Annotated in this window: 18 protein-coding genes; 13 read left to right on the top strand and 5 right to left on the bottom strand. The window is 56.0% G+C overall.

Annotated features, from left to right (window positions below):
- Window positions 1–3 precede the first annotated feature (3 nt).
- The 7 genes from MHM86_RS02785 (at window position 4) to MHM86_RS02755 (ending at window position 15,230) form a co-directional block, all read left to right on the top strand.
- The gene (locus MHM86_RS02785; RefSeq protein ID WP_239195481.1) at window positions 4–10,425 is read left to right on the top strand and encodes an LPD38 domain-containing protein; all 10,422 of its coding nucleotides are present in this window, start codon (window positions 4–6) and stop codon (window positions 10,423–10,425) included.
- 85 nt (window positions 10,426–10,510) lie between these two features.
- Entirely contained in the window at window positions 10,511–11,083 is a 573-nt protein-coding gene (locus tag MHM86_RS02780; RefSeq protein WP_239195480.1) for a hypothetical protein, read from the top strand.
- Window position 11,084: 1 nt separating this feature from the next.
- Window positions 11,085–11,852: a hypothetical protein gene (locus tag MHM86_RS02775; protein ID WP_239195479.1), complete on the top strand. Its 768-nt coding sequence runs from the start codon at window positions 11,085–11,087 to the stop codon at window positions 11,850–11,852.
- Between the two features lie 64 nt (window positions 11,853–11,916).
- The gene (locus tag MHM86_RS02770; RefSeq protein ID WP_239195478.1) at window positions 11,917–12,816 is read left to right on the top strand and encodes a DUF2793 domain-containing protein; all 900 of its coding nucleotides are present in this window, start codon (window positions 11,917–11,919) and stop codon (window positions 12,814–12,816) included.
- A gap of 76 nt (window positions 12,817–12,892) precedes the next feature.
- Entirely contained in the window at window positions 12,893–13,396 is a 504-nt protein-coding gene (locus MHM86_RS02765; protein WP_239195476.1) for a hypothetical protein, read from the top strand.
- A 48-nt stretch (window positions 13,397–13,444) separates the two neighbouring features.
- The gene (locus MHM86_RS02760; protein WP_239195474.1) at window positions 13,445–14,083 is read left to right on the top strand and encodes a D-Ala-D-Ala carboxypeptidase family metallohydrolase; all 639 of its coding nucleotides are present in this window, start codon (window positions 13,445–13,447) and stop codon (window positions 14,081–14,083) included.
- Window positions 14,084–14,504: 421 nt separating this feature from the next.
- Entirely contained in the window at window positions 14,505–15,230 is a 726-nt protein-coding gene (locus MHM86_RS02755; RefSeq protein WP_239195471.1) for a helix-turn-helix domain-containing protein, read from the top strand.
- A 313-nt stretch (window positions 15,231–15,543) separates the two neighbouring features.
- On the opposite strand, the gene MHM86_RS02750 is transcribed toward MHM86_RS02755, so the two are convergent.
- The gene (locus MHM86_RS02750; protein WP_239195468.1) at window positions 15,544–15,915 is read right to left on the bottom strand and encodes a hypothetical protein; all 372 of its coding nucleotides are present in this window, start codon (window positions 15,913–15,915) and stop codon (window positions 15,544–15,546) included.
- 44 nt (window positions 15,916–15,959) lie between these two features.
- On the opposite strand from MHM86_RS02750, the gene MHM86_RS02745 reads away from it, so the two are divergent.
- Window positions 15,960–16,406: a hypothetical protein gene (locus MHM86_RS02745; protein WP_239195466.1), complete on the top strand. Its 447-nt coding sequence runs from the start codon at window positions 15,960–15,962 to the stop codon at window positions 16,404–16,406.
- Window positions 16,406–16,870 carry a hypothetical protein gene (locus MHM86_RS02740; RefSeq protein ID WP_239195464.1) on the top strand — a complete coding sequence of 155 codons (465 nt, stop codon included), beginning with the start codon at window positions 16,406–16,408 and terminating at the stop codon, window positions 16,868–16,870. The genes MHM86_RS02745 and MHM86_RS02740 overlap by 1 nt, the downstream gene beginning before the upstream one ends.
- Here MHM86_RS02740 and MHM86_RS02735 read toward each other — a convergent pair.
- The 4 genes from MHM86_RS02735 to MHM86_RS02720 form a co-directional block, all read right to left on the bottom strand.
- A complete protein-coding gene (locus tag MHM86_RS02735; protein ID WP_239195462.1) occupies window positions 16,861–17,808 on the bottom strand; it encodes a toprim domain-containing protein in 948 nt (315 codons plus the stop codon). The two genes, MHM86_RS02740 and MHM86_RS02735, sit on opposite strands and share 10 nt — an antisense overlap.
- Complete coding sequence (locus MHM86_RS02730; RefSeq protein WP_239195460.1) at window positions 17,805–19,286, bottom strand: DEAD/DEAH box helicase; 1,482 nt, start codon at window positions 19,284–19,286, stop codon at window positions 17,805–17,807. The genes MHM86_RS02735 and MHM86_RS02730 overlap by 4 nt, the downstream gene beginning before the upstream one ends.
- A complete protein-coding gene (locus MHM86_RS02725) occupies window positions 19,286–19,813 on the bottom strand; it encodes a helix-turn-helix domain-containing protein (RefSeq protein WP_239195458.1) in 528 nt (175 codons plus the stop codon). Before MHM86_RS02725 ends, MHM86_RS02730 begins: the two co-directional genes overlap by 1 nt.
- A 101-nt stretch (window positions 19,814–19,914) precedes the next feature.
- The gene (locus MHM86_RS02720) at window positions 19,915–20,364 is read right to left on the bottom strand and encodes a hypothetical protein (RefSeq protein WP_239195456.1); all 450 of its coding nucleotides are present in this window, start codon (window positions 20,362–20,364) and stop codon (window positions 19,915–19,917) included.
- Between the two features lie 189 nt (window positions 20,365–20,553).
- Between MHM86_RS02720 and MHM86_RS02715 the strand changes: the two genes are divergently transcribed.
- The 4 genes from MHM86_RS02715 (at window position 20,554) to MHM86_RS02700 (ending at window position 23,219) form a co-directional block, all read left to right on the top strand.
- Window positions 20,554–21,372: an ERF family protein gene (locus MHM86_RS02715; protein WP_239195454.1), complete on the top strand. Its 819-nt coding sequence runs from the start codon at window positions 20,554–20,556 to the stop codon at window positions 21,370–21,372.
- A gap of 11 nt (window positions 21,373–21,383) precedes the next feature.
- Window positions 21,384–22,055, top strand: a complete 672-nt coding sequence (locus MHM86_RS02710) for a lambda exonuclease family protein (RefSeq protein ID WP_239195452.1) — start codon at window positions 21,384–21,386, stop codon at window positions 22,053–22,055.
- Entirely contained in the window at window positions 22,055–22,609 is a 555-nt protein-coding gene (ssb, locus tag MHM86_RS02705) for a single-stranded DNA-binding protein (RefSeq protein ID WP_239195450.1), read from the top strand. The genes MHM86_RS02710 and ssb overlap by 1 nt, the downstream gene beginning before the upstream one ends.
- Window positions 22,610–22,784: 175 nt before the next feature.
- A complete protein-coding gene (locus tag MHM86_RS02700; protein WP_239195448.1) occupies window positions 22,785–23,219 on the top strand; it encodes a hypothetical protein in 435 nt (144 codons plus the stop codon).
- Window positions 23,220–23,221 lie beyond the last annotated feature (2 nt).

The following is a 23,221-nucleotide window of genomic DNA, read 5'->3' as shown; positions in this document are numbered from 1 at the left end:
ATCATGGCAAATATCACAATTGCAGAAGTGCGGGCTAAGTACCCGCAGTATAAAGACATGTCCGATGGAGACTTGGCCGATGCGCTGCATTCCAAGTTTTACCCCCAGCTGGACAAGGCCGATTTCTACGGCCGCATTGGCTACAGTTCCACCGAAGCCGGTAGTTTTGCAGGCCGGCCAGCCCTTGACGCTTTGGCGCAGGGTATCAACCCACAAGGTCAGGCTGTCGCAAGCCTAGGCCAGCACGAACCCAAGGTAGCCCTCCCAGGCGTGGATAGCCCGATTTCTCGCGCTGCCCCCGGTCTGGGCGCGCCGATGGGAACCGGCACCCCGCCCGTTCTTCCCAATCAAGCGCCCATGAAACCGGACCCTCCTCGCTCTCCATCCGGCTTGTCTGAGGCGCTTATGGCGGCAGAGCCGGCGGGGCCGGTGCAATCTACGACCGGCATCCGTGATCAGGAGGGCCGCGAAATCGTCAGCGTCGATCCGCACACTGGCGAAATCACCTATGCCAATCCAGCAGAGACACCGGCGCCAGAGGCAGATCCGTTCGTTGGCGAGGGGCTGGGTCCGCTTGCAAGGCGCCGCGGTCAACAGTTTGCACAGGGCGCGACCGAAGGCGTTGCGTCCTTGCCCGAAGCCCTTGCTATTTCCGCATATGGTGGTCAGCTGTCCCGCCGTGACCGTGCGGGCCATGTGGCAGAGCGTCAGATGCAAATGGTCGCTGAAATGGATCAGGCACTGGCCGATCCGTCTTTGGCGCCAGATGCCCGTGCCTTCATTCTGCAGCGCCGCAATGAGATCGCTCAAGGCATTGCGCGCATGAATGAAATGGCGCAGGCCGAGGTTGTTCCCGCAGAGGAAACCGATCTGTTCAAGGCTGGCGATAAGGTGCGCGACAAGTCGGCCGAAGCCTTCGGCACCCCAGATCCGCGCGACACAGGTTTCTGGTCGCAGGTTGCACATGGCGGCGGCAACATGGCCGCTATGGTGGCGGCCGGTGTTCCAACGATGGGTGTAGGCGGCGCCGCAATGGGTGCGTCCATGAACGCGCAGCAGCTTTACAAAGAGGCCAAAGAAGCGGGCGCCGACGATGATGTTGCGCTGCAGGCCGCGCGCTGGGGCGGGATCATCGGCAGCGCCGAGATTGTCCCGATCACCCGCGCCTTGAAACTTCTACCCAGTGGATTGCGCAAGAAGGCGACGAACACTGTCTATAAACGTGCTGCGCACATCGCCGGATCTGCAGGTGAGGAAGCGGCACAGGAATATCTGGCACAGGTCGCTAACAACATGGTGGCTAGCGGCCTCTATGACCCAGAGCGTGGCTGGACAGAGGGTGCACTGGAAAGTGCAGCTGTAGGAGCTGTTCTTGGTGGTGGCCTTGGTGCCGCTGGCTCGTTGCGAGGAAACGGCGAGACACAGCCCGCGCCAGAAGCCGAAACAACGCCGGCCGCGCCCCCAGAGTCACAGCCAACCCCTGACGCCCCCGTGCAGCCCGACGCAGCGCCAGAGACGCCCGCAGCAGAGCCGGATCAGGGGCAGGGCGAGATCCTTGACGTTCAGAACGTCAAGACCGGAGAAATGATGCAGGTTCAGCGTATGCCCGACGGCACGATCAAGGCCGTGGATGAGGCAACGCCGCCGAAGGCAGAGCCAGCGCCGGAGATCGACCCCGAAGCGGCCGAGGCAGAAGCGGTTGAGCGCCTGAAAGCTATCGGGATTGAGAAGCCGAAGAAAGCGCCCCAGAAAAAGCCGTTCACTGATCGCATGAAAAAGATCGGCATTGATCCCAGCGGGCAGATCGCGGCGGAACTGAAAGCCCGCGGCATCACCAGCAAGACCGCACCGGGGCTTTTCCGCAAAGGCGGCGCCAAGGATCTGGACAACCTACCGCATGAGGAATGGGTGGGCGACTATCCACATGCTGAGGCTGACGACACTGGAAACTATGTGAACCGCCAGTGGTTCATCGACCGCCTGTCAGACGAGGCGGCGGGGTTCCCTGTCAACAACACGCAGCAGCAACAGCTGCAGGATCGGGCGGATGTGTATAATGAGGCTTATGAGCAAGCTCTAGCGGGGCCAGAAGAAGCCTTGCGCGGTGAAACTGGCCCCGACGACGGCATGTATCAGTCGCCCGTATTTATCATCCCTGATCGCAATGAAGACATCAGTACGGACGCAGAACGCCGCAAGACTATTGAGGACGCCGTGCATGACCGTCTGGTCGGGACAAACATGGGCGGCAAGATCCGCACCCGCACTGTATCCGAGGTGATCTCCAACCTGCAGGACAACGGCGGAGATGTGGATGAGGCACTATTTGACGCTTTCGGTGTGATCGAGGATATTCAGGCATCTGGACCATCTGATTTTATCCCATTCTTGGACGAGGACATCGCGGCTTATGAAGAAAGCACCAATGACAAAAGCCCAGAAGCTGCTGCGAGCGCGCAAGATCTGGATGAAGGCGCAGAACGTGCTGGCCGACCCCAAGGCAACACCGGAGCAGAAGGCGAAAGCACAGGAAGCAGCGGAGGTAATGGACGCAATGCTGGAAAGCCTATCACCGAGCAAACCGAAGCAGGCCAGCAGCAGCTGATCCCAGGCGTTGCGCCGGTCACGGATAAGGATCGAGCGCAGGCCCAGCAGGACAAGCCCATGCGTGGCGGTGACAACGCCATGCAGGACGATGGCTTGTTTGGCGATCCTACTAACCGTGGCGATCTGTTTGACGCGCCGCCGTCAAAAGACAATACGGAGGCCGAACGCCAGAAGCGCGCAGACGATGCAGTGGCGGACAAAGCCCGCCGCGATCATGCCTCAGAGAACGCAACACTAGATGAGCGTTTGCCGGGTCGCCAGAAGGAAGGCATGCCCGCCGGAGAGCTGTCCGTTGGACCGAACCCCGATGGCGGGTTCATGGTGCGAAGCGGCGTTCATTTCGGCAGTAGTGGTCATGTCGATCCGTTCCGTGGCGGCTACGAAACTGAGCGGGAGGCTTTCGACGCTGGCGCATCCAGTATCCGTGACGCTGCGGAGAAGGTGAGCCAGAATAAAGGCGGCCACCATTCCAAGATGGATGTAAGACAGGCCAACAAGATTTTGGACTGGCTGGATGGTATTACTCCACCTTCCGATCAAGACGGGATCAAGAAAGAAGCAAAAAAGCAAGTATCTGGTATTAATGAGGAAAAGTCGGAAAATACCTCTGAAAGTCAAAAAAGCGGAAATAAAAATCAAGAGCCGGTCAAGAGCGACTATGGCGCTGGAAACACACTGGTTTCTCAGGATCGCGCAGATGAACTGCGCAAGCGCCTGAAAGACAAACTCAAGAACCAGATTAACAGCGGCTTCGATCCCGAAATGCTGTCAATCGGCGTCGAGTTGGCGGCATTTCACATTGAGGCCGGTACACGTCGCTTTGTGGATCTGGTGAAGGCTATCGCCTCTGACATCGACGCAGAGCCGGAGGCATTGAAGAAATACGCGCGGGCATGGTACAACGGCGCCCGCGACATGATCGAGGACGCGGGCCTTGACGTGTCGGATATGGACGATCCGAGCGCCGTCCGTGCAATCATGAAGGATTTCGACAATGAATTTCGGAACGGCGGATCAGTGGAACGCGGTGGCCCAGCAGGGGCCGGAAACAGCGTGGGGCAAGGAGATCTTCCCGCTGGACGCGACGGCGCTGGACGAGAAGGTGGATCAACTGACGGATCAGCTGGAGCAGAACGGGGTGGAGCCGATAGTGGCCCGCGCGTTTCTAACAACGGCGCCCCTTCTGCACGAGCGGATCGCAATTCAGAAGGCGGTCAGCGCGGGGATGATACCGGCGGCGGTGTTTCCCGAAATCCTGACGCTGACGGAAGCGGGGAAGCTGGCCGAGGCGGAATATCGTTTGGGCCACGACCGGATGAAGGCGTTGCTGACGCTGCTGAACAAGCCTCTCCGCGAAAGCCTGACCTAAGCCCCTCCCAGAAGCAGAAAGCTGCAAATGAGGCCAAGCTGACGCCCAAATGGGGTGACGCTGACAGCATTGATGCGATGCTGCCAGCGCTGTTCCCGTCGCAGCGTAAGGAGGTTCTGCAGGCAGAAAAGCGGTATTTCAATCCCGACGAAGGTAAGCCGCAGGGCGAAGGCTATCTGACGACTTCCGGCACTGGCACGGGTAAATCCTTCATTCTGGGCGGTGTGGTGAAACGCTTCCATGCCGCTGGCAAGGGGCGCATTCTGATCCTCACAAAAACCAATCCGATCAAGACTGTAAGCGAGGCACTTGATGTTTTGGATGTGCCGCACAGCGTATTGAAGGACGGCAAGGACGCGGGCGATGGTGTGGTGATCACGACCATCAATGGACAGCTGGGGCTGAACAAGGAGCTGGGTAAGGTTGAGTGGGATCTGATCGTTGGGGATGAGATCAATCACGTCATGGAAAGCATGGACGGCAAGCCCTCCACGCGGACCCACGATTTCCGCGGTATAGCTCTACATCCGCGCCACCTTAACCGCCGCGCAGATATGGAATTGCATGAGCAGATTAAAAAGGCGACCGAGCTTAAAAAGCAGATCGCCAAGGCGAATGCAGCCGACGATTACGCTGCGGCTGAACGACTGGAGAAAGAGTCTGATCTACTGAATGACCGGATCAGGAAGCAGCGTGAAGCCCTGTTGGCGCGCTACACCAAGATGGAGCGCCCCAAGGTATTCATGGCATCGGCCACGCCCTTCGCCACGGTTAAGACGGTGGATTTCGCTGAGGGGTTCCTGTTCGACTATCCGACCATTGAGGACAGCAGCGGTTACAACGCGCCTGACGGTCGGGACGCCTTCATGATCCAGCACTTTGGATACCGCATGCGGTACAACAAGCTGACGGCGCCAGAAGCTGATGTAGACCAGAACCTTATGGCCCGAACCTTCCACGAGTGGCTGCGCGATCAAGGTTCCGTTGATGGCAATGTGCTTGATGTGGATCACGACTATGAGCGCATGTTCATTGCTGTGGATGGAGGCATCGGCAACAAGATTGACGAGGGCTTTCAGTTGATGTGGGACAATAAGGATTATCGCCCGCTCAACGACGCTTTCAAAAAGGTGTTCACGTACCACAAGCAGGTGCAGCTTCTGGAAGCAATCAAGGCACCTCAGGCTATCGAAAAAGCTAAGAAAGACATTGCGTTGGGGCGCAAAGTTATCTTTTTCCATGATCGGCAGGTGGGCGGCGGTCTGAACCCGTTTGATATTAACGAGGCCATTCAGCAATGGGACGGAGATCCTGACGCACTGCGATCGCTTTGGGGCGACTTTCTGACGGAACACCCTTGGGTTGGACAGCTGGATTTCTCTGGGCTGCGACCTGCGCGTGAGCAGATCTTTGAGGCATTTCCCAAGGCTATGCCGATTGGTTCCGGCATCAACCGCCAAGGAAAGACGGTCAGCAAAAAGGCCAGCCTTGAAGCGCATAACCTGTTCCAGATGGACAACTCAGGCGTTGACGTGGTTGTCACGCAGGCAGAGAGCGGCAAGGACGGTTGGTCCGGTCATGACACGACTGGGGTACACCAGCGTGCGATCCATAACCTTGGCCTACCCGTGCGACCAACACAGGCTGTTCAACAGGAAGGGCGCGCGTTCCGTGTAGGTCAGGCATCTGACGCGATCTTCCGCTACTACAACACTCAGACGCTGTTTGAGGAGCGCATGTTTGCGCAGCGCATGGCGGAGCGCGCCGATATTGCAGAGGCGCTGGCGATGGGCAACAAGGCGCGCGGGCTGCGAGAAAGCATCATCGACAGCTTTGTGTCCACCTCTGCGCGTGATCCACGGCAGGGCGAAGGCAAGGGCGGCAAGCAGAAGGACCGCGCGGCGGAATTGACGCCGTGGGACCGCGCCACCAGCTTCTATTTCAGCAACCAGAAAGAAAGCGGCAAGCGCGACCAGCGGGCCGGTAAGGACTACTTTGCCACGCCGGAGCCTCTGGGCCTCAAGATGGTGGAGTGGGCCGACATCAAGGGCGCAGAGCGCGTTCTGGAGCCAAGCGCAGGGCATGGCGCCATTGCCCGCTGGATGCCGGAGAATACAGACAGGACTATCATTGAGCCGTCCCAGTCACTCATGACCAAGGCCATGATGTATACGCCAGGGGCGCGTCACCGCGAACATACCTTTGAGGATCTGCACATCGGGGTGAAGTATGACGCCATTGTCATGAACCCGCCCTTTGGTAGCGGCGGGAAGCTGGCCTATGAGCATGTAGAGAAGGCACTGGGGCACCTGCGCAATGGCGGACGTGTTGTAGCGCTGGTTCCAGCTGGTCCGGCAGCTGATAAGCGCATGGCGGCCATGATCGACAGCGATCAGTTCAAGAATATCGGGGTTATTGCCTCCCTTGATTTGCCCGCGATCACGTTCAAGCGCGCAGGCACCAGTGTCAAAACTCGCATTCTGGTTCTGGAGAAGCAGACAGACGCCGACAACATCGCGGCCATGTCGAGCATGTCGAAGCCGGCACATCGGTTCAAGGAGGTCAAGGACATCAAGGACTTCTTTGATGAAATCAAACATCACAAGATCCCGTCGCGCCTGATCCCCAAGGAGCCTGAACCTGACAACGACGTGACTCCAGCTGCGGCCGCCGAGGTGAAGAAATCCAAGGTTGAGCTGGAGGAGGTCGGCAGCCAGACCGCGGTTAAGCTGACGACTTACACGCCGCGTCCGATCTGGAAAGCGATGAATGATCACGCAAAGGATCTGGGCGGCAAATACAGCAAGGCAAGCCGTGGCTGGCTGTTTGACGACAAAGACGCTGCCAGTCAAATGAAGGATGTGATCACGGAGAAATTCCGTCGATCCGGTGATGTGCGCGCTGACTTCCGGTATGACGTACCGATCTTGCATGGCGCCGCCCGCCAGCGGCTTGATGATCTGGGCCTGAAAGACGTGAAGCTGGATTGGCTGGAAGGGGTGGATCGTGATGATCTGGGCCGCTTCCAGTCCTTTGGGGACACGCGCCGCATCCTACTGAACGCGGCCTATGGTGGCATGGATACGCTTAACCACGAGGCGATCCACGCGCTGCGCAACCTTGGCCTATTCACTGACGCCGAATGGAAGGCGCTGGAGAAGGTGGCCCCCAAATGGCGCGACCGCTACAGCATTGATGAACGCTATCCCGATCTGAGCGAAGACGCGCGGAACGAGGAGGCTATTGCCGAAGCCTTTGCGGAATGGGCGGCAGCCAAGCGCCGCCACCCAAATGAGGGTGTTTTTAAGAAGATTTACAAATTCTTCCACGGCATTGCTCATGCTTTACTTGATAGTAATATGTCCCGCGCAGAAAGCGTATTTGATGGGGTGGATAGCGGGCACATCGGGCAGCGACAACGTAGCGATTACCAAGTGGCCGTTGACAAGGCGCGTCGGACAACCGGCGCATATGGCGGGTATGATCACGCCATCGCGGGCGCACTGAACCGCTTCTATCGTGGCGCGATGGATACCGGCATGCGTCACGGCTGGGTGTTCAATTTGCGCCGTTTCTTTCAGGATGCCTTCTTGCGCTGGAAGGATATCGGGGAGGGTGTCGGTGACAACCGTGTCTATCAAAACATGGGGTTGTTTGACAGCAAGGCGGGCGCCGCAATGGAGGACATTGAGGTTCGGTTCAAGGAGCCGATTGCTGCACTGATAGGCAAAAACAAATTGTCTCAACGCGCAGTTGGTGCGTTCCTTATGCGCCGACATGCAGACGAACGGGACCGTGAAATCAAAAAACGGTTCGGGCATGAAAACGGATCTGGTCTGTCGGCCGAAATGATTGCTGAAATCGACGCGGAAATGCAGCAAAACACCCCCGACCAGATGAAAGCCCTGCAGGAAATCGGCCAGCTAGTCGATGAAATGCACAAGGAGATGCGTGATCTGCGTGTGGCGTCTGGCCTTATCTCCAAAGAACATGCGGCCAGCTGGTCGGCCTATAAGCACTATGTTCCGCTCAAAGGTTTCGATGAAATGGCCGGCGGTCATGATCTGGAGGAAATGGGCGGCGGAAACAGCACTGGCAAAGGCTTCAATGTGCGTGGCCCCGAGGCCCTCAAGGCGCGCGGTCGTAAAAACCTTGCGGACATGGATACTATCCTTGCAAACGTCATGACGCAGGTGGATGAGGCGATTATCCGCGCCCACAAAAACGAAGTCGGACAGGTGATGTTGGATGTGGTTGAAAACAACCCGTCTGATCACTGGGCACTGGTGAAGAAAAAGCCTCAGCTGGCCTTCAACCCCGATACCGGCACGGTGGATTGGATCTCTACCTATAGCCAGTCTGATCGCAATAACCCCAGCAACGTATTCATCAAGGTCGGCGGCAAAGAGGTGCTGATCAAGATGAAAGATCCAGCTCTGGCGCGGGCCTATGGCAAGCTGGACTTTGCCCGACTAACGCTGCTGGCGCGGATCTTTCGACCGATTACCTCTGCGATGTCTGGCGTGCTGACGCGCTGGAACCCGATCTTTGTATTCGGCAAAAACCTTCCACGCGACATCGCGACCGCGCTCATCATGTCCCGCCAATACGCCAGCATGCCTGGCCACAAGGGGCTGACCATGAAGGTGGCAAAGAACGCGCTGCCGGCGGCACGGGCCATGTTCAAGACCTACCAGAAGCCGATCTATCGCAAGGATGCGAATGGCAACAAGGTACTGGATGCTAACAGCGAATGGGCGCGATGGGCGCAGGAGTTTCGTGCGGTGGGTGGGCCAACTGCCTTTGCGCAATTCAATGACTTGACCCGCACAGGCAAGCAGATTGAAAAGATGGCGCGTCGTCATGCCAGCGATCACGTCGTAATGAACCGTGGCCGAGACTTCTTCATGTTCATGCCGGAAATGATGGAGCATTTCGGGGGCGCTATTGAAAATGCAACTCGCCTTGCGCTGTATCGTGGCCTGCGAGAAATTACCGACGACAAAGGGCGCCCCACCTACAGCAAAGAGGCGGCGGCCAATGAGGCCAAAAACCTGACGGTCAACTTTAACCGGCGCGGCGAAATGACCTCGGAATTGTCCAGTTACTTCATGTTCGTGAATGCGGCGATCCAAGGCGCACACGCTATCCTGACACTCCCGAAGAGATTGGGAACAAAGCGCACTGCCGGATACCTCATGGCTCTTGTCGCGACTGGCATGCTGTCTGATCTTATGGGGGCCGGCCTGCAGGACGACGAGGAATATGACAGCCTGCCGGAATACGAAAAACAGCGCAACCTGATCCTTCCTTCGTTCACTGGCGAGGGGTTCAATAAGGTGTCGCTGCCCTATGGCTTCTCGACGTTCATCAACTTCGGCCGCGTCATGTCGGCGGGGCTGATCCGCGGTAAGATGAGTGGCGCCGACATGTTCGGCAGCATGGTCAGCGAAATGGGTTCGTCGTGGTCCCCTATGGGCAACATGCTCCATTGGTCTGCCGCTGTGCCTGATGCTGCTGATCCGGTCGCGCAAGCCTACTTCAACCAGAACGCTTTTTTCGGTGGAAAGATCCACTTCGGTGATGAGGATCGCGGCCCCATGTCCCACCAGTCCCAGCCATCGCAATCATGGGTGGCTGGACCTATCGCGCAAAAGGCAAACCTTGTGACCGGCGGCTCAGACATTGAGAAGGGCAAGCTGGATATGCACCCCAAGCAGGTGGACCATGTTCTACGGGGCTATTTGGGCGGCTATTACACCTTGCTTGAAAAATCAGGCGTGGTGGCATCGCGCCTTTATGGGGGTCAATCCATCAAAACCTCTGATATTCCGATCCTTGATGCGTATACCGCTGACCGAAAAGTCAGCGCGATCACTGGCGCCGCATATGACACCATTGATGAGGTCGAAGGTGTGATGGATTTTTATTACCGCAGTTTGGCAAAGCATGCAGAGAAAAGCGGGCAGGGGTACAAAGTCGGCACAGACCCAAAGGCTCTTGCGAAAGCAATTTTGAAAAAGGGTATCCCGCCTGATCTTCAAACATACCTGCGCGAAAATCGCGATCTTGCCTATCTTGGCGGGGCCATTGATGAACGCGGTCAGCTGAACCGAAAGCTGATTAAAAGCGCGCTGCTTTCAGGCGCAAAACAAGCCGTTGTGCCAGGTGAGAAGTCCGTCAAATTCAACATCTTCACCGCTAAGCTGGATAGCCCGGTGCGGCAATTTATATCGGCAAACACCAAGCTGAACCGTCGCGTGCAGCAGGAGCGCAAGAAATTCTTGGATCAGTACAATGGCCTAATAGAAGACCCAAGTGCATTTGCAGCCTATTGGCAGGAGCATGATGCAATTCAAGCTGAACGCATGACAACGGCCGAGCAGTTCCTTGAAACAGCGGAGAAGGCCAAGGCCGCAAAAGAGCGCTCATTGAAGCGGAAACCTTGACTTTTCCGGTGCATTGCAGCATAGAACAAGCATCAGAGGTGCGCCGCCCATTTGGGCAGCGCGCCTTTTTTTATGGGAAATCCAAATGCCTCTGACTGGAAACCACGTTGATGCACCCGATTGGGTCTACAACGGCGATTACTCGTATCTGGACGATACCATCGGTGTGGTGCGGTCCATTACCCAGATCGAGACACACACAGACACCACCAAAACACACTTGCTGCTGGTGAATGCCAAGGTGGCGCAGTTCTATGCGGATGTGTCGAAGGAAACGCCGTTGCCGGCACCGACCACGACGCCAGCTATCGCGCCGTCCGTGATCCTTGGCGTCGATGGGCGAACGTGGCAGGCGGTGGATGAGGCGACGGATCTGAACCCGTATTTGCCCGACATCTACACCGGCGCCGCACAGGCCGTTGATACGCCCGCTGACATTTCGGCTCAGACTGACGCCGCGATCCAGCGCATGCACCTCATCAATTCTGGTGTCAGCTATTGGTATTCGGTCGATACAACCGGCACGGTCACGGCGGCGGTCCCGCTGCCCGCAGCCGCGCCGCCGGTGATCCAGTCGGCCGATGGCCGTTTTTGGGTGCGCAATGACAATTCAGGCGTTCAGGTCGGCAGCTGGATGCAAAACGCGGAGATTACCTGATATGCTGATGAAATCTAAATTCATGAGAGATTTCTATAATCGCCTGGCTAAGATTTATGGGCTGATTGGTGTGCCGGTTGGTGATGAAAATCTTGGCAACTTCAGCGGCGGGTTGATCCCCGACGACACCTCTGTGAAAGGTGCAATTCAGGCGCTGTCGGATGAACTGACTGGCCCGAACCAAACGGGCCGAAATCTTGAAGATGCTGGCAATTACTTCACAAATGACAACGTGGAGGCTGCGCTACAGGAAGTCGGCGCCACCTTGGCGGCCATTCCGCGAAAGAAACAGCATTTTCTGGGCGTCTTCTCCGAACTGCCAACTGCCGGCAATTTGAATGGGGACCAAGCCTTTGTGAACGATGCAACTGGAGACCCCACTGTGGATAGTGGCGCTGCCAGCTACACCTTTGGCAACGGAGGGTGGATCAAGACCAGTGAGTACGAAAGCATGGATGTGGCCTTGGCTCAGCCGATCCGCGGCGGGGCTATACCCACTACGGCGCCGACCGACGATCAGAGCAACCTCTACATCGACACCAGCACCACACCGCATACTCTCCACCACTGGAATGGCACTCAATGGAACTCCTTCGGGGTCGGTGCAGCAAACCTTGGCGTAGGAACGCGGCAAGCGAACGTACTGCCCGTAACCAGTAGTTCTGGCTCCAATGTTGATTTGCCGGCGGCGACCGCGACAGAGGCGGGCATTATGAGCGCCCCACAATACAATCGGCTGTATTGGATGAGTCAGAACGAACTGACCTAACAGTCTGAGACAGAAACGATTTCCACGGCGCCTCTCCTCGGCGCCTTTTTTTTGGAGAACAGGCATGACCATCAACCCCGATAGCACCTTTCTGGATGCCAATAGTAACGGCGCCCCCGGCAATGCAGCAGCTGGCACCTATGGCCCTATGCGCCTGCGCAATGTGTTTGCGGCTTTGCGTAGTACTCAGGTGCTGAATGACATCACACTATCAACGCCGCCAGCTAGTTCACCAGAAGGTGCATCCTATCTGGTGGCGCCCGCTGGCACTGGCGATTGGGCGGGGCGCGACAATCAAATTGCAACTCACATCAATGGCGCGTGGGTCTTTTCGCCCCCTCAAGCTGGCGTTGCTTATGGTCTAGCGACCACCGGCGGGATCTATTCGTGGAATGGATCTGCGATGTCACAAGTTGGCGGCGCTGACCTGAACGCTCTACATGACGGGATCGCAGACGCGACGGCGGCCGAAATTACCGCGCTGACCACGGATGAAACCGTTCTGGTGGAACTGGCAAACGGGGCGCTGCGTCAGGTGAAAATTGGTGATCTTCCGTCTGCCGGTGCTGACCTGAACGCTCTACATGACGGGATCGCAGACGCGACGGCGGCCGAAATTACCGCGCTGACCACGGATGAAACCGTTTTGGTGGAGCTGGCAAACGGGGCACTGCGTCAGGTGAAGATTGGTGATCTTCCGTCTGCCGGTGGCGGTAGTGGCGGTGTTGGGCCTTACACTGCAGGTCAAAGCTCAGGTAGCTGGCGGGCGTCTTTGTCAGCTCGAAACACCGACAACAACAACCGCACCATTACCTTCCCTGGCGGGCCAACGGCGGACGGCTACTGGATTTACAGCCGCAGCGACCGGATTGGATCGTTGGATATTGCTCGACCTGGGGGCGACATTCAGGGAAATGCTGGCGGTACTCAGCTTAATGTTGGAGCCGCTTGGATCGCAGTCTGAGACTTTCCTGCATCCCCGCTGGCGGCTGGGGGTGTGCTTCAAGGATTAACGCCGCCTTTTCTTCATGGAGAGCATCATGACCAAAACTATCTACGCCGCAATCTGCGGTATCTTTTCGGCTGCCATTTTGGCGGCCTCCTTTTCCTTCGCACCCACCTCGGTAAATGCGTGGCCGTGGGTGGTTCAAGATGAAGCACTGACCGTGGAGCGTACCTCCGTAAAGGCGGTCGGTGAGGCCATTTTTGTGCCTGTCTGGGTTCTGCGTGACGCCGGTGCGGTTGTGTCTGTGGTGACTGACCGCGAAGGCCCCTTTGAGAAGCTGCATGGTAAATATGCTGTGGTTAGCGATCCGACCATCGGTGACATGTTCGACGGCGAGGCAGCCGGTGAATATTTCGGCGCCAAGGTTCTTCTGGCGAATGAAGGCGGCGGCGATCCGCGCTTCAGCGTCGTTGCGGCTGACGGAACCGCTGTTCGCAATGTTTCCCGCGCGTCTGCCGACCGTTTCATTGAGCGCAGCGGCGCTGTCATCGTGAGCGATGAGCGCGTGAAAGACGAGCGCGGCGAAAGCCAGTTCTAAACAGGGCGGGGGGCTTCGGCCCCCTGTCCTAAAGTTAAGAGGCGCAATATGCTGACTATCTATCCTCACTGGTCTGAGTTTCCGATGTCTGAATGGCGCTGGAAGGATTTCAGCCCTCAGGAAATGGCCTGCCGTGGTACTGGCCGGCTGGCGATCCACCCACCCAGCATGGATAAACTGCAGGCTCTGCGCGACCGTCTAGGGCGCCCTGTGATCGTCAATAGCGCTTTCCGCTCAGATGAACACAATCGTCGTGTTGGCGGGGCCAAGGGCAGCTTCCACAAAAAGGCACAAGCCTATGATGTTCGCATGGACAACCACGATCCGTGGGTATTCCGTGAAGCAGCCGAGGCTGTGGGCTTTACCGGCTTTGGCGGCTACCCCAAACAAGGCTTTATGCACATCGACACCGGACCCAAGCGGGAATGGGGTAAGTGGTGGCATGCAGGCCGCCACGCAACTGGCCTGCCTTTGGAGCAGGATCATCCCAAGCCAGCGGCCAAGGACAAAGGCGTTCAAGGCGTCAGCGCCCTGATTGCGGCCCCTGTGGTGCGTGAAGCGTCCGGTGTGCTGAAAGATACCGGCGGCTTTCTTGAGGGGCTTCACCCCGTCGCACAAACGGCCTCTGTGGTCCTTATCGGGATTGGTGTGGGGTTGCTGATCTGGAAATGGTTGGAAAGCCGGTGAGTTGGCTCTGGAGTTTTATTCCATCCCGCGCAAAGGTCTGGGGTGGCATTGTCGCCCTAGGCGCCTTTCTGGTGACTGTGGTGCGCCGTGACGCCCGCCGCGATGCAATCACGGAGGTTGAGCTGCATGACCATAAATCAGCCCTTGAGGCTCATCACCGGGGCGCTATCCCTTTTAGCGACCACGAGTTGCGCAAGTTTGACGACGCTGGGTACAGGGACTGATCCATACACGGCCACCGCGGATGCGGTTTGTATCGAGGTAGGGCGACGGCTTCCTACCCGATCAACTAAAGACACCCCCCAAACACAGAATGAAATCGCAATGCTGTATGCACAGTATGCGAGAATTTGCCCTAAATTTGTGCATTTCATCCCGTAGTCTTCATAACTTTCACTTAAGTTTATGAAGAAAATGTGCGATGTTATACGTCATGAACTTAAACGATGTTGGGGCCAAGCGACAACGGCTCGGCTCCGCCACCATATCAATAATATATGCCACCAATAAGCTGGAAATGTCGCGGGCAACCGTGTCGATTATCTGGTTGATGTCTGTCAGTGGGGGAGATTGGAATATCTCAGCATTATCGGACGCATCTGGTATTGATAGATCTACGATCCGATCGAGCCTGCGGTCACTTGAGCGCGGTGGTTATGTTGAACAGGGGTGGTCCTTAACGCAAAAGGGTCAACTCAAGGCGTGGGGTTTATTCAGGCGCTTTTGGCAAAACTTGGATGTCGAATTGAGACTGATTATTCGGGAATTTGGCAAGGCATGCTATCAACATCCTGTCCGTCAATTTATGCGCGTTTTTTGCGATTTGGATAGGGCAGCGCGGAAACTACGCCACACACTCGCCCAAAGCGCGGTGGCAAATGTCCTGACCTACCATCCCAAGACAAAAGGTTGGACTATCTCCGAGATTAGCACGATCACCGGATTTGCCTATCAAACGGTCCATCGTGAGCTGAACACCCTAAAGAAAGAGGGTCTTGCGACCTCAGAGAAAAAGCGCTTTTTCATAACCAGAAAAGGGCTGTTCTGGGATTTTAAGAGGTTCGTGAAGGTTTTGAAAGAACTCTCCAAAAGCAGCTATGTGACGGCTATTCGCTTCGCTGTGTGGAAAAGTTCTTATAGGTCTTAGCGGGGGAATGTATATATTTTTCAAGTTATTGAAGGATAAAGTTATTTCTCTCAGAACCCCCACCAAGAGGATTGAGAATCGCCCCTTGGTCGTGAAGGTTTCACTCCGATAATACTCTAGGTGTGAATATGAGAAGTCTTACAGTCCGGTACATTGTATCAATCACGAAAAGAAACGGCATCAAAGGTGCTATCGCTGGCCTGCTGTCTATGTGTGGTCCAGTGGGGAATGCGATCATTTGGAATGTATTCGACCGGCCGATGCAGGTCACTATGCCTGGCATGGATTTCTTTGCCGATCAGGGCGCATCAGATCATTTCAATTCGATCCGCCGATCAAGCCCTGCGTCAGATAGCAGCTGAGCGGCTTGTTTGTCTGTGACGGTGTGACCTATGCTCATTAAGACTTTCAGTCGATCTGACATATCCTTGTCTTTGATGCCGCGATAGCTACCTTTCGTCAGAAACTCAGCGTCCACACCTAACTCGTGGATCATTCGCCATATAGTGATCATTTTGGATGGACCGTCTGGACGTTCAAACTTATTTATGTCGGCGCCTTTTCCAAAAAATTCTTTGACTTGATCACGGGACCAACCCTTGACTTGACGCCACGCCTTAAACCGGAAGCGCATCATGTTATCGGTGCCTTCGTAATCATCAAAGATATAAGAGATTTCCTTCATTGCCTGTGTCCTTTCTCTGAATGGGAGTAATTAATAAGGACAAATTGGACAACAATAAAGGGCGATTTAGTATATACGAGCTGATCCGCATTTATTTTTGTACTCAAAGCATTGTTCGGTTTATCCATTTGGGATATTGTTTTTTATCAAAATGGATAATGGAATGCTGCATGGCACGAGAGAAAATCAACAATAAGGTTTCACGACTAATCTACAGACTGGCCGATAGCCCAGGTGCGTTTTCAAAACAAACAGGGGTTCCTGTTGCCTCAATCAACAAGTGGATCTTCCGCGGCGAGGTGCCGGCGCGATACGCAATCGTTTTTGCTGTGGAGTGTATGGCAAAAGGGGTGACATTCCCCCCTGGTGTCTTCAAGATGTATCGCCCGCTTGATGAACGGGTGGCGCGCGCCAGCAAGGGAAAATTTAAAAATGCAGCAGGGCCAGCATTCGCAGCCCTTGGTGTAGAAATTCCCAAGGATGATGCTTAATGGCAAGTCGGGCAAAACGCGGCGTTCGCGGCATGATCTCAGCCACCAAAACCGCGCGGGCAAAGGTCGAGGTAGAAGGGCACATGTTTGAAAGCCACTTTGAGGCTGAGAGGTATTTCCAGCTGCGCAGGAAGGAGAAGCGCGGCCAGATCGCTTTCCTGCGCGTGAAGCAGCCTCACGCTTTTGTCTTTCTGGGACGCAAGCTCTGGGACTATTGCCCGACTTTCAAATATCAGATCATGGATGAGGAAACCGGCCAGCCGGTTGAAACCGTGGTGGAGGAAGTTACGGAGCCATTCATTCAGGCAAAGCCGTGGCTGGATCCAAAGATCAAAGCCTTTGAGGCCCAGACAGGATTAACGGTGAAGTTGCGCAGGCACAGCGATTTCACAAACCGCAGTGAACGATTTAAGAGGTTGAGGCGCGATGTGGACGACACCATGCGCCTCAACCGCTACGAATGAAGTAGGCGACTTAGCCGCACGTCGTTCCAGTCCCCTGTCTCGGCTGGGATCTCAACATCAACCTTGACTTCACCCTTTCGACTGATCCGCCACGCCAATGCGTAGGCGGCTTTCTGTCCAGTGAATGACCGATCATTGTCCCCGAAAATCACAAGATGCTTTACGCCTTCTGGCGGGGTGAATTTCTCCAGCTTGCCAGCGTCGATAGCGGACCATACCGGAATGCCGTGCATCAGTGATGCCGCCAGCGCGGTTTCAAAGCCCTCGGCAATACCCATTGTTTCAGCTGGTGCGCTGGTCCATACCGCCGCGCCCTCCGGCACCGCCCCTGGCATCATCGCGCGCGGGGCTTCAATCTCAGCCTTAATGGGGCTGTTGGGGTCCAGAAACGTGCGGTGTAGCTGCACAACAGATCCAGTTGAGCCTCTGACGGCAAGAACCATCGCGGGCAACCACAGGCCGTCCCTGACGCGCGCACTGGGCGCATATCGCACGTCACCCAGCATGTCAGGATCATAACACCCGCGCTTGGTCAGGTAGTCGCGAATATGGGCGTGCCTTGAGGGGTCGAAAGGTTCCGACTGCTGCCACAGCTCACGCCGCCACCGCTCGGCGCTTTCTTTATTTGTGCCGCCCTTGGGCGCCTCGCTTTTGAGGTCTGGATTATTGCCGATGATCTCATCCACCTTCTGCGCGGCCGTCTTGAAATCCCAGCCGAAATACCCTTGCAACAGGTCCAGTCCATCGCCTGATTGGCAACGACTGCAGATCCAAGTGCCGCGCCCTTCCTTGTTGTCGAAGCGATAGCGGTTTTCTCCACCACAGCCGGGGCAGGGACCATGCTTATTCTTGAGAAACTGACTTGGAACGCCTGCTGCTTGCAGGATAGCGACCCATTTGCCTTGGGCCAGTTCAGCGGTTGAGGTGCGGGTATTCATGCGTTTTGCCTCTGCTTGGATTTCCGCCAAGCGATGTCTTTGTGCTTAACGAAATTCTTGGTTTCCGCGCTGGCGGGTAGGGGGATCTCCTTCATCTTGATCGGCCATACCCCGAAGCGATCCCGATAGGTGTGCGCGCGCCACCCCTTGCTGCGCCCCATTGACAACAACTCGCTATAGAAGCGCTGCTTGTCTTCCATCGACACTCGCTTGATGGATTTCAGTTCTCCTTCCTCGTGCTTGGTCGTGTTTTCCAAACGTGGCGGCTGGTGTTCAAAGCCGCATTTGGGGCAGATCAGCACGCCACCGGGGCGGGCAAAGCCGCATTTGATACAAGGCTTTGGTGCTTTCTGTTCGCGCTCCCGAACGCGGCGTTCTTCGCGTGCTTTCTCCTCGGCATTTGCGCGACGTGGCTTGAGCCTGTCGTGATGGATTTCACAGGGGAAACCCAGCTTTGAAACGGTGCCAGCGTGATCGAAAACGATGCAATTTAGCTTGCCGATCATGGATCGCAGGCCGCGGCCAATCGCTTGCACCCAAATCATTTCTGAGCGGGTCGGTCGCGCCCAGATGATGCAAGAGATTGCAGGCTCATCCACCCCAGCAATCATGGTGCCGACTGAGGCGATTGCGTTAATCTCTCCGCGCCCCAGTTTGCGCAGCATGGCGTTCCGTTCAGTGCGGTCGGTGTATGCGTCCACGTAGCCGCAGGACAGACCCTTGGCGATAAATTCGTCTTGGATGGCCTGAGCGTGCCCCCTATCGACGGCAAAGATCAGGGTAGGGCGGTTTTCGCCGTGCTTGATCCAGTTGTCCACGACATTGCCGACAAGAGTTTTGTCAGACATGATTTCAGAGATTTGCTTTTCGTCGTAGTCACCGGCGGTGATCTTAACGCGCGTCAGGTCTGGCACATCAGGGGCGTAGAAGTCGTATTCGCACAATACGCCGCTGTCGATCTGTTCGCGCATGGTGCCCGCGATGATCAGGGTGCTGTATTCCTCGTCCATTCCGCCCCGCCACGGGGTAGCAGACAGGCCAATGAAGATTGCGTCTTTACCGTCTTCGCTGTCCATCCAGTCGCGCACGGCTTTGGATTTGATGTGGCACTCATCAATAAAGATCAGCTTCATTCCGCGCGGCTTCGGGCGGTTTTTGAGAGTCTGGACCGACGCCACCTGAACTGGCTTGCTGTAATCGGTCATGGGATGGTTGGCCTGTATCACGCCAATGTCGGTAATCCCGTCAGCGATGAAGCCGGAAATGGTTTGGTCAATCAGCGTGATCGCGGGGCAGGTAAACGCCGCCTTGTGGCCACTGGCAAGGGTCGACAGGATCATTGCAATCGACATGCGGGTTTTGCCCGCGCCGGTGGGTAGCTGAATGCAGATGCGCGTGTGCCCGTCCCGCACGGCCTCGCGGGCCATACGCACGGCTTTCGCTTGGGCTGGTCGCAGTGTGAAGGGCAGATCCACCATCAGCGTTCCTCCTGATCGCTGGCGGCGGGATTTCCCCTGCCAGAGACTGAGAAATCGTTTTTCAGAAAATCCAGATCGCATTCATCATCTGGAAGGGGGCTGCGTGGCGCTTGAAACTGGGGGTGCGGATTGAGGTAATCGACCACCTCAATTCCCATCGCCAGATCGTCGAAAGCGCTCGGTTTTCTATATTCCTGTTTTGGGGGCATATTGGACCCCCCCCGACCGGCATATTGGACCCCCCTATTTATACGGTAGCGGTTCGTCATATTCGTCTTGCCGCGACCAGTTCTTTTGGTGCGTTCGACAGTCTCAATAATTCCCAGCTTCTCCAGTTCCCGGATCGCCTTTCTGACCGTTCGTTCGGTCAGCTGCGTGTCCCCTTGCAGCTTTGTATTCGACGGGTCACAGCGGCCTGTTTCCTGATTGTGGCGATTAGCAAGCGCCAAGATCACAAGTCGCGCAGGGGCCGACATTGGGGTGGTTTGGATGTGCTTGAATGCGGATTGTAGCGCAATGATGCTCATTTTTACCTTCGTTATCGCCTTGAGTTTTGAAATTCAGCGACGTAAAACGGAGGCGAATAACCTTTCTACGTCGGTGTCTGCGTCGGTGTTTCGCTGTCGCCCTACGTCGTGCGTAGCTGGCCTTTGGTGGTTCTTTGGTCAGTGGTTGTTTTTTCGCTGATGGGTCGTCCTTTTGGGCGGCCCATTTTCTTTAGGGCCAGCAGGTCGCCAGCCGAGATTTTCCCGTTTTCGGGGGGGAAGCGGTTCAGTCCATCCAGATCCCCGCGTGCAAGCTGCATCGCCTCATCGACACTGCTGATCAGATAGACAGGCCCACCTGTCTTCATTGCCCAATCCATCTGGATAGGGTTCAGGCCGCTGCGGCCATACGGTGTTTCAGGGTTTTTCACATCGAACCACTGCCAGCCGACGTGACCCTTGGGCTTCACCGATCCGTCAGGAATTCCATCGCCTGCGTCAGCAAGATCGCACACAGATGCGATGGGTCGCATCACTGCAAAAATCTCTTGGTGATTGTTGTCGCGTTTACCGCGCCTGGATTTTCGGCTCATCGCACATCCCCTAAATGGGCGGCAACATATGTTCAAATTCCATTAGTCGTCAATATAAATATCCAAAATGGATAGATTGATATTTATATTTAGGATTATATTTTAATCTTTATTGGATATTATTGCTTGCAGTCCTCTATCATTATCCATATCGTCCAATCGTCAGCGATAGACAAAGGAACCACAAAAATGGAAACACAGACTCAAAATGTTGATACGATTGCGCCCGGTGCATCTAAATCCGGTGAGATTGTATCTCATGACGCAAAGCCTGTAGCCGCTCAGCCTGCGCCACAAGCCGCATTCACCCCAAACCCCAACGCCTCAATGGCTGAAAACATGATCCAGATGGCACTGCATTCCGGTGCGGATTTGGATCGCCTCCAGCAGTTGATCGACATGCGCGACCGCGAGGAGGCAAAGAGCGCCAAGAAGGCTTACCGGCGCGCTGTGGCACAGGCCCGCGCTGAGGTCGGCAATATCATTAAGACCAAAGAAAATAACCACACCCGCAGTAAATACGCCGATCTTGAAACGATCCTTGCCGCGGTTGTGCCTGCGCTGTCTCGCTATGGTCTGAGCATTTACTACCGCCCGTTTCCCGCCCAGCAGCAGAACCACCAAGGTCTGACGATGGTGATGTGCCACGAGGACGGTTATGAGGAGGAAATGAGCGATGAATTTCCTCTGGATGCGGCTGGTACTGGCGGCAAAACTAATAAGACGGCAATTCAGGCCAAAGGCTCCACGATGAGCTATGGCGCACGCTATCTTCTGCGCTTGGGCTTTGCCCTCTCCTCTGGTGAGGACGACGACGGCAACGGTGGCCGCAATCAGCAGGCGCAGATGGTGCCGCCTGAAAAGATGGCCGAATTGCAGGCGCTGATTGAGAAGACTGGCACCCGCCCCGAAAGCATTCTTGGCCGTTACAACATCCAGAGCCTTGAGCAACTGCAACCTGCCGCCTTCAAGCAGGTCATGGACACCCTCAACAAGCGCGTCAACTAAGGACAACGACAATGGAAAACAACGCACAACGTACCGACGATTGGTATGCCGCCCGCCTTGGTAAAATGACCGCTTCGATGGCGTACAAGATGATGCACCGCCTCAAAAGCAAGGGGACGCCAAAATCAAAGACCTACTGGGAATATGTGGCGGATGTCGCAGCTGAACGCCTTACAGGCGAGGCTGGTGACTTCTACGAAAACGCCGCAATGCGCTGGGGCACCGAGACTGAGCCGCAGGCGCGCGCCGCCTATGAGTTCATCACGGGCAACCAGATCGAAGATGCAGATTTCGCTGACCATCCGACGCTGCCGAATGCCGGCGCTTCGCCGGATGGTCGGGTTTATAACTCCGAGGGTAAGTTCATCGGCTTGACTGAGTTCAAATGCCCGCAGAGCAACACTTTCGTCAAATACGTGGGCATTCAGGGTGAGGATGATCTGGAGGAAAAATATGTCCACCAGATGCACTGGCAAATGGCCTGTGAGCCGCAGGCGCTGTTCTGTGATTACTGCGTGTTTGATCCGCGCATCAAGGATCTGGAAATGCAGATGTGGATTGTTCGTATTGCGCGTGACGACGCGATCATTGCCGATATGGAAGTAAAGGCCGCTGAGTTTGAGCAGGATGTGTTGGAGGTGATTGAAAAGATCCGCCAGCGCACCGCGCGCGAGGCGGCTTAATGTCTGGCTACAACCGTGTGATTATTGCTGGGAACCTTGGGCGTGATCCTGAGGTTCGCAGCTTCCAGAATGGCGGCAAGGTGGCAAATCTTCGGGTTGCGACTAGTGAAAGCTGGAAAGACAAGCAGACCGGCGAACGTCGAGAAAAGACTGAGTGGCATAGTGTGGCGGTGTTCGGGGAGGGGGTCGCCAACTTCCTTGAGCGCAACGCCGCCAAGGGCAGCAAGGTTCTGATTGAGGGGCAGCTGGAAACCCGAAAATGGCAGGACCAGAACGGCCAAGACCGCTACACGACCGAGGTTGTTGTTAAGCCATATCGAGGCAGCGTTGAAATCTTGTCAGGTTGGCGTGGCGATAGTGGCGGCGGCAACCAGCAAGGCGGTGGCTATGGTGGTGGTGGCTACGGCGGTGGCGGCTACGGTAACGGCAGTCAGAACCAGCAGGGCGGCGGTTACAACAACGGTAGCAACCAGAACCAGCAGGGCGGCTACGACAATCAGCAGGGCGACGGTGGCTATCCTGTCCGTGACCTAGACGACGAAATTCCGTTCTAATGCCTTCTGAAAGACCAGGTGGTGCCGTGAGTGATTACGGCGCCATTTGGGTGGCGGTTCGGGCTGCCGGATCGGTCAAGAACCAAGACGATCTGCGTCATTGGTGGTTTGAGCGTCTTTCCGATAGTTCCAAGCGTCACCCTCTTATCATCGAAATGAAGGACACCATGAAGCGGTGTTTGCCCGCTGGCCCCAGCCAGAACAGGGGATGATCATGCACACATCAAGAAATCTGCGCGATGAGCGCTGGAGTACCCAAGAAAAACGGCATTTTGCTTTTTTGCAAAGCCTTCGGCGCTGCGCCTTATCGGGTGCCTCTGTGGAATTGGAGGTGGCCCATATCCGCGTCCACACCGGAATGGCGCTCAAGCCCCACTGGCGGCATGTCTTGCCGCTGCGTCACCAAATTCACATCCATCAGGAAAAAAGCGGCCTCGACTGGTGGGAAAAGGCTGGTTTTCCGATTGGCTCGGACAATGACCCTCGGATCTGGGCAGAGCGATTAGCCGAGGCCACGGGCAACCCAGAGGCATGTGATGACACCTTACGGGACATGCTGGGACAAACCAACAGAGACTTCATCTACCAGATTATGACAGGGAGAGCCTGACA

The organism is Thalassobius sp. Cn5-15, assembly GCF_022347685.1.
Taxonomy (GTDB): domain Bacteria; phylum Pseudomonadota; class Alphaproteobacteria; order Rhodobacterales; family Rhodobacteraceae; genus Thalassobius.
This window is presented reverse-complemented; position numbering and strand designations above follow the sequence as displayed.